14 protein-coding genes and 1 pseudogene are annotated in these 17355 nt (G+C 61.9%); 4 read left to right on the top strand and 11 right to left on the bottom strand.

Annotated features, from left to right (window positions below; all coding sequences use genetic code 11):
* Positions 1-68: 68 nt before the first annotated feature.
* A complete protein-coding gene (gene rho, locus I5S59_RS04120) occupies positions 69-1328 on the bottom strand; it encodes a transcription termination factor Rho (protein ID WP_010221159.1) in 1260 nt (419 codons plus the stop codon).
* 229 nt (positions 1329-1557) lie between these two features.
* Complete coding sequence (gene trxA, locus I5S59_RS04115; RefSeq protein ID WP_045201042.1) at positions 1558-1887, bottom strand: thioredoxin TrxA; 330 nt, start codon at positions 1885-1887, stop codon at positions 1558-1560.
* Positions 1888-2129: 242 nt separating this feature from the next.
* On the opposite strand from trxA, the gene ppx reads away from it, so the two are divergent.
* A complete protein-coding gene (gene ppx / locus I5S59_RS04110) occupies positions 2130-3632 on the top strand; it encodes an exopolyphosphatase (RefSeq protein ID WP_197875502.1) in 1503 nt (500 codons plus the stop codon).
* On the opposite strand, the gene ppk1 is transcribed toward ppx, so the two are convergent.
* Both ppk1 and hemB read right to left on the bottom strand, forming a co-directional pair.
* Positions 3619-5859, bottom strand: a complete 2241-nt coding sequence (ppk1, locus tag I5S59_RS04105) for a polyphosphate kinase 1 (protein ID WP_197875501.1) — start codon at positions 5857-5859, stop codon at positions 3619-3621. The genes ppx and ppk1 overlap by 14 nt on opposite strands.
* 19 nt (positions 5860-5878) lie before the next feature.
* Positions 5879-6889 (bottom strand): porphobilinogen synthase, encoded by a 1011-nt coding sequence (gene hemB / locus I5S59_RS04100; protein WP_197875500.1) that lies wholly within the window; start codon positions 6887-6889, stop codon positions 5879-5881.
* Positions 6890-7096: 207 nt separating this feature from the next.
* Here hemB and I5S59_RS04095 point away from each other — a divergent pair, with 207 nt between their 5' ends.
* Positions 7097-7741, top strand: coding sequence for a DedA family protein (locus I5S59_RS04095; RefSeq protein ID WP_197875499.1), 645 nt, complete (start codon positions 7097-7099; stop codon positions 7739-7741).
* A gap of 501 nt (positions 7742-8242) precedes the next feature.
* Here I5S59_RS04095 and I5S59_RS26415 read toward each other — a convergent pair.
* Positions 8243-8791 (bottom strand): annotated as a pseudogene (locus tag I5S59_RS26415) (sterol desaturase family protein); the annotation flags it as partial.
* 191 nt (positions 8792-8982) lie between these two features.
* Here I5S59_RS26415 and elbB point away from each other — a divergent pair.
* Positions 8983-9651 carry an isoprenoid biosynthesis glyoxalase ElbB gene (elbB, locus tag I5S59_RS04085; protein WP_197875498.1) on the top strand — a complete coding sequence of 223 codons (669 nt, stop codon included), beginning with the start codon at positions 8983-8985 and terminating at the stop codon, positions 9649-9651.
* 156 nt (positions 9652-9807) lie between these two features.
* Here the strand turns inward: elbB and I5S59_RS04080 are convergent, their stop codons facing one another.
* The 5 genes from I5S59_RS04080 to I5S59_RS04060 all read right to left on the bottom strand — a co-directional run bounded on the left by I5S59_RS04080 (position 9808) and on the right by I5S59_RS04060 (position 15604).
* A complete protein-coding gene (locus tag I5S59_RS04080; protein WP_197875497.1) occupies positions 9808-10269 on the bottom strand; it encodes a YaiI/YqxD family protein in 462 nt (153 codons plus the stop codon).
* 60 nt (positions 10270-10329) lie between these two features.
* On the bottom strand, positions 10330-12228 hold the full coding sequence (locus I5S59_RS04075) for a cytochrome c/FTR1 family iron permease (protein ID WP_197875496.1): 1899 nt from the start codon (positions 12226-12228) through the stop codon (positions 10330-10332).
* A 163-nt stretch (positions 12229-12391) separates the two neighbouring features.
* Positions 12392-13024, bottom strand: a complete 633-nt coding sequence (locus tag I5S59_RS04070) for a LysE family transporter (RefSeq protein ID WP_128321843.1) — start codon at positions 13022-13024, stop codon at positions 12392-12394.
* 82 nt (positions 13025-13106) lie between these two features.
* On the bottom strand, positions 13107-13694 hold the full coding sequence (locus tag I5S59_RS04065) for a mechanosensitive ion channel family protein (RefSeq protein WP_128321844.1): 588 nt from the start codon (positions 13692-13694) through the stop codon (positions 13107-13109).
* Entirely contained in the window at positions 13694-15604 is a 1911-nt protein-coding gene (locus tag I5S59_RS04060) for an ATP-binding cassette domain-containing protein (protein ID WP_197875495.1), read from the bottom strand. Before I5S59_RS04060 ends, I5S59_RS04065 begins: the two co-directional genes overlap by 1 nt.
* A 50-nt stretch (positions 15605-15654) precedes the next feature.
* On the opposite strand from I5S59_RS04060, the gene I5S59_RS04055 reads away from it, so the two are divergent.
* Positions 15655-16137 (top strand): TIGR02444 family protein, encoded by a 483-nt coding sequence (locus I5S59_RS04055; RefSeq protein WP_197875494.1) that lies wholly within the window; start codon positions 15655-15657, stop codon positions 16135-16137.
* Here I5S59_RS04055 and I5S59_RS04050 read toward each other — a convergent pair.
* Positions 16113-17237 (bottom strand): AlgP family protein, encoded by a 1125-nt coding sequence (locus tag I5S59_RS04050; protein WP_197875493.1) that lies wholly within the window; start codon positions 17235-17237, stop codon positions 16113-16115. The two genes, I5S59_RS04055 and I5S59_RS04050, sit on opposite strands and share 25 nt — an antisense overlap.
* Between the last annotated feature and the right edge of the window lie 118 nt (positions 17238-17355).

The following is a 17355-nucleotide window of genomic DNA, read 5'->3' as shown; positions in this document are numbered from 1 at the left end:
CAGCCAGAATAGCCAAAGTACAGATAGCAAAAAGCCGGGTTGCCCCGGCTCTTGCGCAACGCAACAGTTTACTTGCGTTTCATCGACAAGAAGAACTCATCGTTGGTCTTGGTCTGCTTGAGCTTGTCGACCAGGAACTCGATGGCAGCGACTTCATCCATCGGGTGCAGCAGCTTGCGCAGGATCCACATGCGCTGCAGCTCGTCGTCGGCGGTCAGCAGCTCTTCGCGACGGGTACCCGAACGGTTGATGTTGATGGCCGGGAACACACGCTTCTCGGCGATCTTGCGGTCCAGTGGCAGCTCCATGTTGCCGGTGCCCTTGAACTCTTCGTAGATCACTTCGTCCATCTTCGAGCCGGTTTCAACCAGCGCGGTGGCGATGATGGTCAGCGAGCCGCCTTCTTCGATGTTACGGGCAGCACCGAAGAAACGCTTTGGCTTCTCCAGGGCGTGCGCGTCGACACCACCGGTGAGGACCTTGCCGGAGCTCGGGATCACGGTGTTGTAGGCACGGGCCAGACGGGTGATCGAGTCGAGCAGGATGACGACGTCTTTTTTGTGCTCTACCAGGCGCTTGGCCTTCTCGATGACCATCTCGGCAACCTGCACGTGGCGGGTTGGTGGCTCGTCGAAGGTCGAGGCAACCACTTCGCCGCGTACGGTACGCTGCATTTCGGTTACTTCTTCCGGGCGCTCGTCGATCAGCAGAACGATCAGGTGGCACTCGGGGTTGTTACGGGTAATGTTGGCCGCGATGTTCTGCAGCATGATGGTCTTGCCCGCTTTTGGCGGTGCAACGATCAAACCACGCTGACCTTTACCGATCGGGGCGCAGAGGTCGATCACCCGGCCGGTGAGGTCTTCGGTGGAACCGTTACCGGCTTCCATCTTCAGGCGCTCGTTAGGGAACAGCGGCGTCAGGTTTTCGAACAGAATCTTGTTCTTCGCGTTTTCCGGCCGGTCGAAGTTGATGGTGTCGACTTTCAGCAGGGCGAAGTAACGCTCGCCTTCTTTTGGCGGGCGGATCTTGCCGACGATGGTGTCGCCGGTACGCAGGTTGAAGCGACGGATCTGGCTTGGCGACACGTAGATGTCGTCCGGGCCGGCCAGGTAAGAGGCATCAGCCGAGCGCAGGAAGCCGAAGCCGTCCTGGAGAATCTCCAGCACGCCGTCACCGGAGATTTCCTCGCCGCTTTTCGCATGCTTTTTCAACAGGGAGAAAATCACATCTTGCTTGCGCGAACGGGCCATATTTTCTATGCCCATCTGTTCGGCCATTTCGAGCAGATCGGTAATCGGCTTTTGCTTGAGTTCAGTCAGGTTCATAAGGGGGATGACGTAATCATGTAAGAAGGGGGAATTAAGCTTCTGGCTTAATGAAGCCGCGCCGCAAAGAAGGCGACAGGATCGCGTACTGATTCGAATTAGGGATGCGTCGGCGACGGCGTGCAGAGGGCACCAAAAAAACAGTGCGAGGCCGAATGTAACACCTGCTTTTTCTGGCGTCTAGTCACCAGATAAAGAAAAGCCCCGGCGAATGCGGGGCTTTTTTGACTCAGATATTGGCGTCCAGGAAGGCTGCCAGCTGAGACTTGGACAGTGCGCCGACCTTGGTGGCCTCGACATTGCCGTTCTTGAACAGCATCAGGGTCGGGATGCCACGAACGCCGTGCTTGGCCGGGGTTTCCTGGTTGTCGTCGATGTTCAGCTTGGCGACAGTCAGTTTGCCCTGATAGGTAGCGGCGATGTCGTCCAGAACCGGAGCGATCATTTTGCAAGGGCCGCACCATTCAGCCCAGTAGTCGACCAGCACCGGGCCTTCTGCTTTGAGCACTTCGGCTTCGAAGGTGGCGTCGGTGACGTGTTTGATAAGATCGCTGCTCATGGAAGTCTCCAAGGTCGTAAGCAAAAAAACGTGGCCCATCATAGCTGCACCGACGCCCTACAGGAAGTCGCAGGCGATTGAGTGTAACTATAGTTGTGCATGACCGCGCATATCGGTGCTGTCACGGGAAAGTCATATTTCCTCAATCAACCTGCCCCATATCAAGCCTTGATACGCTGCGCGTTGGCGTCAGCGGTGGATCGTGGCAGGATTGCCGGGTTATCGAACGAGAAATCACGACCATGCCGCAAACCACAGCCAAGAATCTGTCCTTGATCGCTGCCATCGACCTGGGCTCCAACAGTTTCCATATGGTTGTGGCCAAGGCCCACCATACCGAGATCCGCATCCTTGAGCGCCTTGGAGAGAAGGTTCAGCTGGCCGCCGGCATCAACGAAGAGCGCCAACTCAATGAAGAGTCCATGCAGCGCGGCCTGGACTGCCTCAAGCGTTTCGCCCAGCTGATCAACGGCATGCCGGCCGGTGCCGTGCGCATCGTCGGCACCAACGCCCTGCGCGAAGCACGCAACCGCGGCGAGTTCATCCGCCGCGCCGAAGAGATTCTTGGTCACCCGGTCGAAGTGATTTCCGGCCGTGAAGAAGCCCGTTTGATCTACCTGGGCGTCTCCCACACTTTGGCCGATACTCCCGGCAAACGCCTGGTCGCCGACATTGGCGGCGGCAGTACCGAATTCATCATCGGCCAGCGTTTCGAGCCGTTGCTGCGCGAGAGCCTGCAGATGGGCTGCGTCAGCTTTACCCAGCGTTATTTCCGTGACGGCAAGATCACCCCGGCACGCTACGCCCAGGCCTACACCGCCGCACGCCTGGAACTGATGAGCATCGAAAACGCCCTGCACCGCCTGACCTGGGACGAGGCCATCGGCTCCTCGGGGACCATCCGCGCCATCGGCCTGGCCCTGAAAGATGGCGGCATGGGCAACGGCGAGGTCAATGCCGAGGGCCTGGCCTGGCTCAAACGAAAGCTGTTCAAACTGGGGGATGTCGAGAAGATCGACTTCGACGGCGTCAAACCTGACCGCCGGGCGATTTTCCCGGCGGGCCTGGCGATTCTCGAAGCCATTTTCGATGCACTGGAACTGCAGCGCATGGACCACTGCGACGGCGCGCTGCGCGAAGGCGTACTGTTCGACCTGCTGGGCCGCCATCACCATGAAGACGTGCGTGAGCGCACCCTGAGCTCGTTGATGGAGCGCTACCACGTTGACCAGGGCCAGGCCGCACGGGTAGAGCGCAAGGCCTTGCACGCCTTCGACCAGGTGGCCAAAGCGTGGGACCTCGAAGACGGGATCTGGCGCGAGCTGCTCGGCTGGGCTGCAAAGGTGCATGAAGTGGGTCTGGACATCGCCCACTATCATTATCACAAGCACGGCGCCTACCTGATCGAGCACTCGGACCTGGCCGGCTTCTCCCGCGAAGACCAGCAAATGCTCGCCCTGCTGGTGCGTGGCCACCGCCGCAATATTCCAAAGGACAAGTTTGCCGAGTTCGGCGAAGACGGCGCCAAGTTGATCCGCCTGTGCGTGCTGCTGCGCTTTGCGATCCTGTTCCACCACATCCGCGGCACCCAGCAGATGCCGACAGTCACCCTGCACGCAGCAGGCGACAGCCTCGACGTGGAATTCCCGGCCGGCTGGCTGGAGCAGAACCAGCTGACCCAGGCCGACTTCGGCCTGGAGGCCGAGTGGCTGACCCGGGTCGGCTTCGTCCTCAGCGTACGCTGAGGACCGGGTTGCTCAAACGCTCGAGCAGTGTCGCCTGGGCACTGCGGGGGTTCTGGTTGCCGGTTGGTGTGCTGCGCACGTAGCGACCATCCGGCTGCAGGATCCAGGCGTGAGTGTTGTCGGTCAGGTATCCCTCCAACTCCTTCTTCACCCGCAGGATCAACTTCTTGCCCTCGACCGGGAAGCAGGTCTCGACGCGCTTGTCGAGGTTGCGCTCCATCCAGTCGGCACTGGAGAGGAACATCTGCTCTTCACCGCCATTGAGGAAGTAGAACACCCGCGTGTGCTCGAGGAAGCGTCCGATGATCGAGCGCACCTGGATGTTGTGCGACACCCCGGCAATCCCTGGCCGCAGGCAGCACATGCCGCGCACCACCAGATCGATACGCACCCCGGACTGGCTGGCCTTGTACAGGGCGCGGATGATCTTCGGATCAGTCAGCGAGTTGAACTTGGCGATGATGTGCGCTGGCTTGCCATCAAGGGCAAACTGGGTCTCGCGCGCGATCATGTCGAGCATGCCCTTCTTGAGGGTGAACGGCGCGTGCAGCAGCTTTTTCATGCGCAGGGTCTTGCCCATGCCGATCAACTGGCTGAACAGCTTGCCGACGTCTTCGCACAAGGCGTCATCCGAGGTCAGCAGGCTGTAGTCGGTGTACAGACGGGCGTTGCCGGCGTGGTAGTTACCGGTACCCAGGTGGGCATAACGCACAATCTCGCCGGCTTCGCGGCGCAGGATCAGCATCATCTTGGCGTGGGTCTTGAAGCCGACCACACCGTAGATCACTACCGCACCGGCAGCCTGCAGGCGGCTGGCCAGTTGCAGGTTGGACTCTTCATCAAAGCGCGCGCGCAATTCGATCACTGCGGTGACCTCCTTGCCGTTACGCGCCGCATCGACCAGCGCGTCGACGATCTCCGAGTTGGCACCACTGCGGTACAGGGTCTGGCGCACGGCCAGGACATGCGGGTCCTTGGCGGCCTGACGCAACAGATCCACCACCGGGGTGAACGACTCGAACGGGTGCATGAGCAGGATGTCCTGCTTGCCGACCACGCTGAAAATGTTCTCGGCGTTCTGCAGCAGCTTTGGAATCGCTGGTGTGAACGGGGTGTATTGCAATTCCGGGTGACTATCCAGGCCGGTAATGCTGAACAGACGGGTCAGGTTGACCGGGCCGTTGACCTGGTACAGCTCGCTTTCGCTCAGGCTGAACTGCTTGAGCAGGTAGTCCGACAGGTGTTTGGGGCAAGTGTCTGCCACTTCCAGACGCACCGCATCGCCATAGCGACGCGAGAACAGCTCGCCACGCAGGGCCCGGGCCAGGTCTTCGACATCTTCGGAGTCCAGCGCCAGGTCGGCGTTACGGGTCAGGCGGAACTGATAGCAACCCTTGACCTTCATGCCCTGGAACAGGTCGTCGGCATGGGCATGGATCATCGAGGAGAGGAACACATAGTTGTCCCCCGGCCCACCCACCTCCTCCGGCACCTTGATTACCCGTGGCAACAGGCGCGGCGCCGGAATGATCGCCAGACCCGAATCTCGGCCGAAGGCATCGACGCCTTCCAGCTCGACGATGAAGTTCAGGCTCTTGTTCACCAGCAACGGGAACGGGTGCGTCGGGTCGAGGCCAATCGGGGTGATGATCGGCGCGATCTCGTCACGGAAGAAGCGCCGCACCCAGGTCTTGAGCTTGGTGTTCCAGTGCCGGCGACGGATGAAGCGAATCTGGTGTTTTTCCAGCTCTGGCAGCAGTACGTCGTTGAGGATCGCATACTGGCGATGGACCTCGCTGTGTACCACCTCACTGATCCGCGCCAGCGCCTGGTGCGGTTGCAGGCCATCAGCGCCGGCTTGTTCACGGGCAAAGGTAATCTGCTTTTTCAGGCCCGCCACACGAATTTCGAAGAACTCATCCAGGTTGCTGGAAAAGATCAGCAGAAACTTCAGCCGCTCCAGCAACGGGTAGCTCTCATCCAGCGCCTGCTCGAGCACGCGGATGTTGAACTGCAACTGGGACAGCTCGCGGTGAATGTACAGGCTGCTGTCATCCAGACCGGGGATAGCGATAGCCGGTGCCGCCGGTGCCGGGGTGGGCGCAGGCGCCTCGACCTCGTTGACCGGCACAGGCACCGCAGCAGGCTCCGGCGGCGTTTCGAGCATCTGCTCCGGCACAGGCTGGGCTTGCTTCATATCGACATCACTGAGTACTTCGTTATTCATCTGGCGTTCCTGAAGGGCCTTACTGCCCTCTCATCAATTGTGCAGCGCGAACAGCGAAATAGGTCAGGATGCCATCGGCTCCTGCCCGTTTGAAGGCGGTGAGGGATTCCAGGATCACCCCTTCACTGAGCCAGCCATTCTGAATCGCCGCCATGTGCATGGCATATTCGCCACTGACCTGATAGACAAAGGTCGGGACTTTGAATTCATCCTTGACCCGATAAAGAATATCCAGATACGGCATGCCTGGCTTGACCATGACCATGTCGGCACCTTCGGCCAGGTCCGCCGCCACTTCATGCAGGGCTTCGTGGCTGTTGGCCGGGTCCATCTGGTAGGACGCCTTGTTGGCCTTGCCCAGGTTCAGGGCCGAGCCGACCGCATCGCGGAACGGGCCGTAATAGGCACTGGCGTACTTGGCCGAGTAGGCCATGATACGCACGTTGACGTGACCGGCCAGCTCCAGTGCCTCACGGATGGCCTGGATACGGCCGTCCATCATGTCTGAAGGGGCTACCACCTGGGCACCGGCCTCGGCGTGCGACAGGGCCTGACGCACCAGCGCATCGACGGTGATGTCGTTCTGCACGTACCCTTCTTCGTCGAGGATGCCGTCCTGACCATGGGTGGTGAACGGGTCCAGGGCAACGTCGGTGATCACCCCAAGCTCAGGGAAACGCTCACGCAGGGCGCGGGTGGCACGCTGGGCGATACCGTCCGGGTTCCACGCTTCGGCGCCATCCAGCGACTTTTTCTCTGTCGGGGTCACCGGGAACAGGGCCAGCGCCGGGATACCCAGGTTTACCCACTCTTGTGCAGCTTCCAGCAACAAGTCGATGCTCAGACGCTCGACACCCGGCATGGAGGCGACTTCTTCGCGGCGGTTCTCGCCGTCCAGAACAAACACCGGCAGGATCAGGTCATCGACGGTCAGTACGTTTTCGCGAACCAGGCGACGGGAAAAGTCGTCACGACGGTTGCGACGCAGACGAGTGGCAGGAAACAAACGGTTAGCGGGGGTAAAGCTCACGGCAGACTCCTGAGCCCGCGCAGGCGGGCGAGCGCGACAGTTATAAGCGGCCATTATGACGCTTGTATGACAGCCAGGGGCAACCCTGCGACTGGAGGACGCAGCCATTGTCCTTGTAGGACATGATCACGTCGAGACACATTTAGACACTTTCCCCAAAGCCCACGAAGGGTTAGGCTGCGCGTTCATTTCGCCAGCACCCAGAAAATGCTCGAGCAATTCCTTCAAGATTTTGGCTACTTTGCCCTTTTTCTTGGCACGTTTTTCGAAGGTGAGACCATCCTGGTTCTCGCCGGCTTCCTTGCGTTCCGCGGATACATGGATATCAACCTGGTGGTCCTGGTGGCCTTCTTCGGCAGCTATGCCGGTGACCAGTTGTGGTACTTCATGGGCCGCAAGCACGGGCGCAAATTGCTTGCACGCAAACCACGCTGGCAATTGATGGGCGACCGCGCGCTGGAGCACATCCGCCGCCATCCGGACATCTGGGTGCTGAGCTTTCGCTTCGTTTACGGTTTGCGCACGGTCATGCCGGTTGCCATCGGCCTGTCCGGCTACCCGCCGCGTCGCTACCTGCTGCTCAACGGCATCGGTGCGGCGGTCTGGGCGTTGGCACTTGGCGCCGCCGCGTATCACTTTGGCGCCATTCTCGAAGGCCTGCTGGGTAACGTGAAGAAGTACGAGCTATGGGTGCTCGGCGGCCTGCTGGGCCTTGGTGGCTGCCTGTGGCTGCGCCGCCGCATCAAGGCCGCGCGCATCGCCCGCAAAGAAGCGGCTGCCGTACAGGCCGATCACGCTGAGCAGGCTGTAGACGAAAAGCGCGACCCAGGCCAGGGCAGCGACCGGCCATAAACCGCTCATCCCGGCCAGCACCATGGCCGGGACATTCAGCGCCAAGCGCAGCAGCTCGCACTTGAACGCCCACGGGCGGTTTTCCAGCTGAGTGCCCAGCGTAAACAACCCCAACGCCATCACCCCCCAGCCCAGCAACAAGGCGGCAGCCGACAAGCGTTCCGCGTGCTCCATCAGGTAGCTGCCCAGTGCAACGTACAGCGCAAACTGCAGCACCACGTACAGTTGCTGCGGCCAGCCCAGTGCCACCTCGAACTTGCTGAAGCGACTCAGGTCCTGCTTGGGCTGCGGAAAGCGCTGCGCCACGTCCGCCGGACGCCAGCCCGTCGGCATGAACCAGATCCGCACCTTGTCCCACCAGCGCTCGGCATGGCGTGCGTCATGCCACAACTGGGCATAGAACTGCAGGTTGGCCCACAGCGGATTCCAGCTGGCCAGCGGGGTGGTCACGCCAAAGATCACCGGCTCGTTATCGTCCTCTTCCTGAAAGGTGCCAAACAGGCGGTCCCAGATAATGAACACTCCGCCGTAGTTGCGATCCAAGTACAAAGGATTCTGCGCATGGTGCACGCGATGATTGGACGGCGTAATGAACAGCCACTCGAACCAGCCCAGCTTGGGAATGTGACGGGTGTGCACCCAGAACTGATAGAGCAGGTTCAGCGCAGCGACGGTGATGAACACCAGCGGCGGTACGCCCAGTACCGCCAGCGGCAGGTAGAAGATCCACGACAGCAGAAAGCCGCTGCTGGTCTGGCGCAAGGCCGTGGAAAGGTTGTAGTCCTCGCTCTGGTGGTGCACCGAATGCGCAGCCCAGAGGATATTGCGCTCGTGCCCGAAGCGGTGCAGCCAGTAGTAACACAAGTCATACAGCACAAACGCCAGTACCCACACCCACACTGCGTCGCCTGGCAGTTTGAACAGCGCCAGGTGCTCCCAGGCCAACGCGTAGGTGACCAGGCCGACGCCCTTGGTCAGCAGGCCCGTGGTGGTCGACAACACCCCGGTACTGAGGCTGTTGATCGCATCTGCCAGACGGTAGGTGCGCATGCCGCGCAGGCGGTCGGCGAGCAACTCGACCACAATCAGGACAAAGAAGAACGGTACCGCCAACAGAATCAGATCCATGGGTCATCCATCTCCAGGCTATTGCACAAGATTAGGCCTGGAATGCGGCAAACCCTATGGCGACATCTGCCAATTTAGAGGACATTTAGCGCCTCGACTCGGGAGTAGTGAGCATGACCAAAAAAAAAGTTGCAGTGATTCTTTCCGGCTGTGGTGTCTATGACGGCGCCGAAATCCACGAAAGCGTGATCACCCTGCTGCGCCTGGACCAGCGAGGTGCCGAGGTGCAGTGCTTTGCGCCGAACATCGCGCAGATGCATGTGCTCAATCACCTGACCGGCGAAGAGATGCCTGAATCGCGCAACGTCCTGGTGGAGTCGGCGCGCATCGCCCGCGGCAACATCAAGGACCTGCGCGAAGCGGACGCCAAGGACTTCGACGCCCTGATCGTACCGGGTGGTTTCGGCGCGGCTAAAAACCTCTCCAACTTTGCCGTTGAAGGTACCGCCTGCACCGTCAACCCGGACGTGCTGAGCCTGGCAGAAGCCTTCGCCGAAGCAGGCAAACCGGTCGGCCTGATCTGCATCTCCCCTGCCCTGGCCGCGAAGATTTACGGCCCCGGCGTGGTCTGCACCATCGGCAACGACGCCGACACCAGCGCCGCCATCGTCAAGATGGGCGGCACCCATGAAGAATGCGATGTGCATGACATCGTCGAAGACACCCAGCGCAAACTGGTCAGCACCCCGGCCTACATGCTGGCGCAGTCGATCAGTGAAGCGGCGGGCGGTATCTACAAGCTGGTCGACCGGGTGCTGGAACTGACCCACGAAAAAGACTGAGCCTGTAGGAGCTGGCGACAGCCTGCGATCGAGCGCGCAGCGGTCGCAGGTTTTTCAGCCAACTCCGCCCTCGGGGCTGCTACGCAGCCCATCGCAGGCTAGCGCCAGCTCCCACAGTTAACCAAGTGACAGACAGTTGCCCCTACAAGCCAGCGATCAGTTGGGAACCTGGCGCGCCAGCCGCGTCAGGATGCGGTCGAGGGAATTGGCGAACGCCTGTTTCTCGCGATCGCCATAAGGCGCCTGACCGCCACCGACCTGCCCCTGCTCGCGCAGGTCGGTGAACAGGTTACGTACCGCCAGGCGCTCGCCCATGTTGCGCTCATCGAACTCGCGACCGCGCGGATCAAGGCAGGCAACGCCCTTCTTGACCAGCCTGTCGGCCAGCGGTACATCACTGCAGATCACCAGCTCACCCGGCACGGCGTGCTCGACCAGGTAATCGTCGGCTGCATCCGGCCCGCTGGGCACGACGATCAACCTGACACAGGCGAACGCCGGCTTGATCTGGCTCTGCCCGGCGACCAGCACCACCTCGATCTGGCGCTTGAGGGCAAATTTGACGACCTGATCCTTGGCCGCCTTGGGGCAGGCATCGGCATCGATCCAGACACGCATAGCAAACACTTCCAACGAAAACGGGCGACCAGTATCCCTGCTCGCCCGCCTGGCTTCAAATCAGCTTGCCGGCACCCGACGTCTGGACGCCAGGTAACTGCGACCGTACAGGAACGCGATCGCCAGCAAGGCCACCACTTGCGCCGCGAGCGAGTAAGCGTCGGCGTGGATACCCAGCCAGTCGAAGTCGAAGAACGCCACCGGACGCGTGCCGAACACGCCGGCCTCCTGCAATGCTTTGACACCATGGCCGGCAAACACCACCGACAAGGCACACAGCAGCGCCGCATTGATGCTGAAGAACAGCGACAGCGGCAGCTTCGCCGAGCCACGCAGAATCACCCAGGCCAGGCCCACCAGCAGCACCAGCGCAGTTGCGCCACCGGCCAGCACTGCCTGATGGCCAGCAGGCCCGGCCTGCAGCCACAGGGTTTCGTAGAACAGAATCACTTCGAACAGTTCGCGGTACACCGAGAAGAAGGCGAGCAGGGCAAAGCCGAATCGCCCGCCGCCGCTCACCAGGCTGCTCTTGATGTAGTTCTGCCAGGCCGCCGCATGCCGGCGGTCATGCATCCACACGCCCAGCCACAGCACCATGACGCTGGCGAACAGCGCCGTACAGCCCTCGAGCAGCTCGCGCTGGGCGCCACCAACGTCGATGACATAGGCGGCCAGCGCCCAGGTGCCAAAACCGGCCAGCAAGGCCAGGCCCCAGCCGATGTTGACGCTGCGCACCGCCGACTGCTGCCCGGTATTGCGCAGAAAGGCGAGAATCGCCGCCAGCACAAGGATAGCCTCCAGGCCTTCACGCAGCAGGATCAGCAGGCCGGAAATGAAGCTCAGCGACCAGCTCAGGCCATCGCCGCCAAGCAGATCGGCAGCTTCCTTGAGCTTGCCCTTGGCAACGTCCAGGCGCTGTTTCACCTGCTCCAGCGGCAACCCGTCCTGCAGCGCCTGGCGGTACGCCATCAGCGATTTTTCGGTGTCCTTGCGCACGTTGGCGTCGACGTTGTCCAGCGAGCTTTCGACCAGCTCGAAACCTTCCAGGTAAGCCGCCACAGACAGATCGTAGGCCTGGTCGTGATCACCGCTCTGGAAGGCCGCCAGGCTCTTGTCCAGGGTGTTGGCGGTGTAGTCGAGCAGTTGCGCAGGGCCCCGCTGTACTTGCGGTGGCTGGGCGCGCTGGGCGCGGAACTGCGCTGCTGCGTCCGGGCCTTGCGCCGCCTCAACCTCCAATGGCGTCTGACGTGCCAGATCCGCCAGGTTGAAGGGGGTGTCGCCTTTTGCCTTGGCAGGATCGGCGGTGAAACTGGCGACATAGGTGGCCAGGTCCCAGCGCTGGCGCTCGTCGAGCTGGTCGGCAAACGAAGGCATGTCGGTGCCTTCGATCCCTTGCCCCAGAGCGTTGTAAAGGTCGTACAGGCTCAGGCGCGCCAGCCGTTCACTGCTGCGCAGGTTGGCCGGTGGCGGTTCCAGGCCGACACCCGCCGGGCCGTCACCGGCACCGCTGTCACCATGACAGACCGAACAGTGCTGCGCGTACAGCGGCGCACCACGAGTAGGATCCGGGGTGATCAGCGGGCCCTGGCTGACTTCATAGGCCACTGCAAGTTGAGCACCGAGCTGGCGGGCCATGCGCGCGACGCTGACACCGTCCTGATGCTGACTGATCGCCTGGCGCAGGTTGACCACGCCCTGCTCCAGCGCCTGGCGCTCGGCACGGGCCGGCAAACCGCCGATCAGACCCTGCAGGACATCGGTGAACTCCAGCTGCTCACGGTATTCGCCATCATCCACCACCTTGCCCGCCGCTACCGTGGCCGGATAGTCGGCGCCAATGTAGTCGAGCAGGTGCAGTGCTTTGGCAGCGTCATCGGCTGTGTCGGCCAGCGACACAGTGCTGCTCAGCGCCAACAGGGGCCACAGTAGCCAGGCGAGCAAGCGGGAACGGGGAGTCATGAGCCAATCTCAAATAACAATGCGAGGTATTGCATTGTTCACTTCCATTGGCCATCGCTCAAGGTGTGTGAAACAAACTAAGTAAAATTTAGTGACAATTTCATCCGCACAAAAGAAAAGCGACCCGAAGGTCGCTTTCTTGCCTCTGGGCAACGCTCTTAATTCAGACCGGTGCGCGGCGGATCGTCGCCAGCAGGGTCGCTGCGCCCAGGAACAGGCCGGCGAAAGTGCGGTTCATGCGCCGCTGTTGCTTGGGCGTACGCAGCAAACGCAATACCCGCGCCGCCAGCCCGGTGTACCCGGCCATGACCAGCAAGTCTACGGTGACCATGGTCGCAGTGATGATCAGGTACTGCGGCAGCAACGGCGCATGCGGGTTGATGAACTGGGGCAGCACCGCGAGCATGAAGACCAGCGCCTTGGGGTTGCTGACGTTGACCAGGAAGCCGCGGAACACTAGGCTCAGGGGCTTGCCGATAGGCCGCACGGTCGACTCGTCGCTCAGGTCGCTCGGCAATGCACGCCATTGTTTGACCGCCAGGTACACTAGGTAGGCGACACCGAACCACTTGATCACATGGAAGGCAGTGGCTGAGGTGGCGAGGATGGCGCCGACGCCTGCGGCAATGATCGCAATCTGTAGCACCAGGCCCAGCTGCAGGCCCAGGGCGTTCCAGTAACCGCGCCAGAAGCCGTACTGCAGGCCACAGGACATCGAGGCAATGGCCCCGGCACCCGGCGACAGACTGATCACCCAACAAGCGGCAAAAAACGCCAACCACGTTTCCAACGACATCACACACCTCGCCAAGACTTGTTACAAAACTCTAAGCTAGTGTGCAGGCGAAAAAATAACCACGCTTTTTTTCAGATACCGATCACTTGCCGACTGATTTCTCGTCGCCCACCAGCGGCACGATCTCGGCACCGCGCCAGCGCCGCACCGACTTCTGGAAAAACTGGCTGTTGGGTACCTGCACGGTCGCACCGCCCGCTTCCGGCATTTCGATCAGGGTAGTGAACAGCAGGTTGATCGCGACCACCCGCCCCTTCACCCCGGGCTTGTCGATGGTCTCGACCAGTTCCACCACATCGCCGATACGAAACGGGCCGACGGTGAAAATCAGCACCGCGCACAACAGGTTCGACAGCACACTCCACATGGCGAAGAACGCCACTGCAGCCACGGCAACGAAACCTGACAGGGCTGTCCACAGCACCGTGGCAGAGACACCCAGGCGCTCCAGAACGAACACCAGCGCGCTGCCCATGATCAACCAGCGCAGGCCGCCACGCACCGGCATCATCAGTTCCGGCGGCAACGGGTACCGTTCGCCGAGACGGCGCAGGCAGCGCCCGACCAGGCGCTGCAGCACAAACGCAGCGCACAGGATCAGGAGAATCTGCAACCCCATCCAGAACGGCGCAATCCACTCTGGCGGCACCGGCAATTGCAATGACGCCATCAAGACAACGCCTCCAGCTCCGCCTGCATGGTCTCCAGCTGCTCGAGGGCGGCCATCCAGGCTTCTTCCAGTTCGGCCTCGCGAACCTTGAGCTTGGCCTGTTGGGCCAGCAGGTCGCGCAGCTCATCCTTGCGTGCGGCTTCGTAAATGGCGCTGTCGCCGAGGCTGGCATCGACTTTCGCCAGCTGCTCATGCAGGGTGCCCAGCTCGCGCTCCAGCTTGTCGGCCTCACGCTTGTGCGGCGCCAACTGCTGACGCAGCGCGGCGGCGGCCTGGCGCTGGGCTTTTTTGTCGGTCTTGTCGGCGTTGACCGGTGCGGTGCTGACCGGCGCGTTGCGCTGACGGTACTCGACCAGCCAGCGGGTGTAGTCGTCGAGGTCGCCATCAAAGGTCTCGACCTTGCCGTCAGCCACCAGCAGGAAGTCGTCGGTGGTGCTCTTGAGCAGGTGCCGATCGTGGGAAACCACCAGCACCGCACCGCTGAACTCCTGCAGGGCCATGGTCAGCGCCAGGCGCATTTCCAGGTCCAGGTGGTTGGTCGGTTCGTCGAGCAGCAACAGGTTCGGGCGCTCCCAGGCAATCAACGCCAGGGCCAGACGCGCCTTCTCGCCGCCGGAGAAATTCAGCACCGGCTCGTCGATACGCCCGCCACGGAAGTCGAAGCCACCGAGGAAATCGCGCAATGTCTGCTCACGCTCGGTCGGCGCCAGGCGCTGCAGGTGCAGCAAGGGGCTGGCCTTGTTGTCCAGCGAGTCGAGCTGGTGCTGGGCAAAGTAGCCTACCGACAGGTTCTCACCGCGCACCAGGCGCCCGCTCAGGGGCTCCAGCTCACCGGCGAGGTTCTTGATCAAGGTCGATTTGCCCGCACCGTTGGGGCCCAGCAAACCGATACGTGCGCCCGGCGTGAGCTGCAGCTTGACCTTCTCGAGGATGGTCTTGTCGCCATAGCCCAGGCGCCCTTCGGACAGGTCGAGCAACGGGCTGGAGATTTTCTCCGACTCGCGGAAGACGAAATCGAACGGCGAGTCCACATGCGCAGCCGACAGCTCTTCCATGCGCTCCAGGGCCTTGATCCGGCTCTGCGCCTGACGGGCCTTGGTGGCCTGGGCCTTGAACCGGGCGATGTACTTTTCCATGTGCGCGCGCTGGGCCTGCTGCTTCTCGTAGGCCTGTTGCTGCTGCGCCAGGCGCTCGGCACGGGTGCGCTCGAAGGCGGTGTAACCGCCCCGGTAAAGAGTCAGCTTGCATTGCTCGACGTGGGCCACATGATCGACCACCGCATCGAGGAAATCGCGGTCGTGGGAGATCAGCAGCAGCGTGCCCGGGTAGCCCTTGAGCCAGTCTTCGAGCCAGAGGATCGCGTCGAGATCCAGGTGGTTGGTGGGCTCATCGAGCAGCAGCAAGTCGGAGGGGCACATCAGTGCCTGGGCCAGGTTAAGGCGCATCCGCCAGCCACCGGAAAAGTCTCCGACGCGGCGGTCCATCTGGTCGTTGGTGAAGCCCAGGCCGGCCAGCAGTTTGCGTGCCCGGGCATCGGCGGTGTAGCCATCAGCGCTATCGAGCTCGATGTGCAGGCGTGCCAGGGCGGTGCCGTCGTGCGCAGCCTCGGCCGCCGCGAGGTCAGCCTGGACCTTGCGCAGACGCGCGTCGCCGTCGAGCACATAGTCGACCGCCAGCCGGTCGAGGGTATCAACCTCCTGGCGCATATGCGCAATGCGCCAGTCGGCCGGGAGCTGACAGTCGCCGGAGTCGGGCGTCAGCTCACCGCGCAACATGGCGAACAGGCTGGATTTACCGGCGCCGTTGGCACCGATGAGGCCGGCCTTCTGACCGGCGTGCAGGGTCATTTCAGCGCCTTCTAGCAGGCGCTGGGGACCACGCTGTAAAGTGAGGTTCGATAGTCTGATCATAATGGCCGCGGAGTCTACCAGCTTCGTCGGCAACTGGCGCGAGTGGGACCATGCACACCGACCTGTGGAATTTTGCCCTGAATCTGTACGCCCGCCCAGGGGTGGAGGCAGCCTGCCTGCAATGGCAGGATCAGGGCGGCGATGTTTGCCTGCTGTTGTGCCTGGCCTGGCTCGGTGAGCGTGGCGTCACCCCTGACGAATCGCGCCTGCAGGCGCTCCGCTCCCTGGCCGATGCGTGGCAGGACGCGGTGGTAAAACCACTGCGTAGTTTGCGCCGGCAATGGCGCACGGCAGCCTTGCAGGACCTGCCCTTGGCAAGCTTGCGCGATCAGGTCAAAGGACTGGAGCTGGCGGCAGAGCGACTGTTGCTGGAGCGCCTGCAAGCGCTAAGCGAAGGCTGGGCAACGAATGCCGAAGAGGGTACGGACTGGCTGCCGTTGCTGACCTCGGCAGACACCCGCTTGCATCACGACGCGCTGCATGTGCTGCGCGCCGCAATGCAAATGACTCAGGACGCCGAAGACGGTGTCTGAGGGTTGGTTACCGACGTCACGGGTGTGCTCGACGGTGTAGCGGCAGGTGCGGCGGGTACCGGTGCCGAGGCTGCCGAGGCTGGAGCCGCGGACGGAGCCGCTGGCGTTGCAGCAACTGCCGGTTTGGCAGCAGGTTTTACGGCCGGCTTGGCTGCAGGCCTGGCTGCGGGTTTGGCAGCAGCTGGCTTGGCTGCGGGTTTCACCGCGGGCTTCGCAGCAGCTGGCTTGGCCGCCGGTTTCGCAGCAGGTTTCACAGCAGCAGCTGGCTTGGCCGCGGGTTTAGCGGCAGGCTTTGCAGCAACCGGCTTGGCGGCAGGTTTTGCAGCGGCAGTTTTAGCGGCTGGTTTGGCAGGCGCCTTGGCAGCAGCAGGTTTGGCTGCTGGCTTGGCAGCAGGTTTTGCCGCAGCAGTTTTAGCCGCAGGCTTGGCAGGTGCTTTGGCTGCAGCCGGTTTGGCTGCTGGCTTGGCAGCTGGTTTTGCCGCAGCGGTTTTAGCCGCAGGCTTGGCAGGTGCTTTGGCGGCAGCGGGTTTGGCTGCTGGCTTGGCAGCAGGTTTTGCAGCAGCAGTTTTAGCGGCTGGTTTGGCAGGCGCCTTGGCAGCAGCAGGTTTGGCTGCTGGCTTGGCAGCAGGTTTCGCAGCGGCTGTACGTGCTGCTGGTTTGCTTGCAGGCTTGGCCGCTGCAACCGGTGCAGGTTTGGCTGCACGCTGGGTCAGCGCCTTGGCTGCTGCTTCCTTGACCTTGCCAACACCCTGGGCCAGTTTCAGGCTTTCCTGGGCATCGCGCTTGAGCTGCTGAATGTAGGTGCGGGTCTGCGACTGACGCTCTTTGAGCGAGTCGAGCAGCTCTTCAAGTTCAGCGGCCGCAGACTTCGCCTTGGCCTGTGCCTTGGCTTTTCCAGCGTGGGCAGCGTCTTGCAGTTTGAGACGGGATTTGTGCAGTTTCTCTTGTGCCTTGCCGCGTTGTTTCTCCAACTTGGCGAGCAGTTTTTCAGCATCAGCCAGCGCTTGCGAGCAGGCATTTTCCAAATGATCGAGCAGGCTGCCCGAGAGTTGCTGGAGCAGATGTAACGGCGTACTTACTGGCTTCTTATTGGCCGACATGGCTTACCTCCTGGCTGACGAGAGTGCGGCTCATACTATGCTTCTGCTGCTACCGCCGCTAGGGCATGTTGACAGTATTAAATTCGCCGCGTTGCATGCCTGGGCAAAGTTGTTATTG

Source organism: Pseudomonas alkylphenolica, assembly GCF_016009175.1.
GTDB lineage: Bacteria > Pseudomonadota > Gammaproteobacteria > Pseudomonadales > Pseudomonadaceae > Aquipseudomonas > Aquipseudomonas alkylphenolica_B.
Note: the sequence above shows the minus strand (reverse complement) of the source record. Positions and strands in the feature narration are given on the sequence as shown.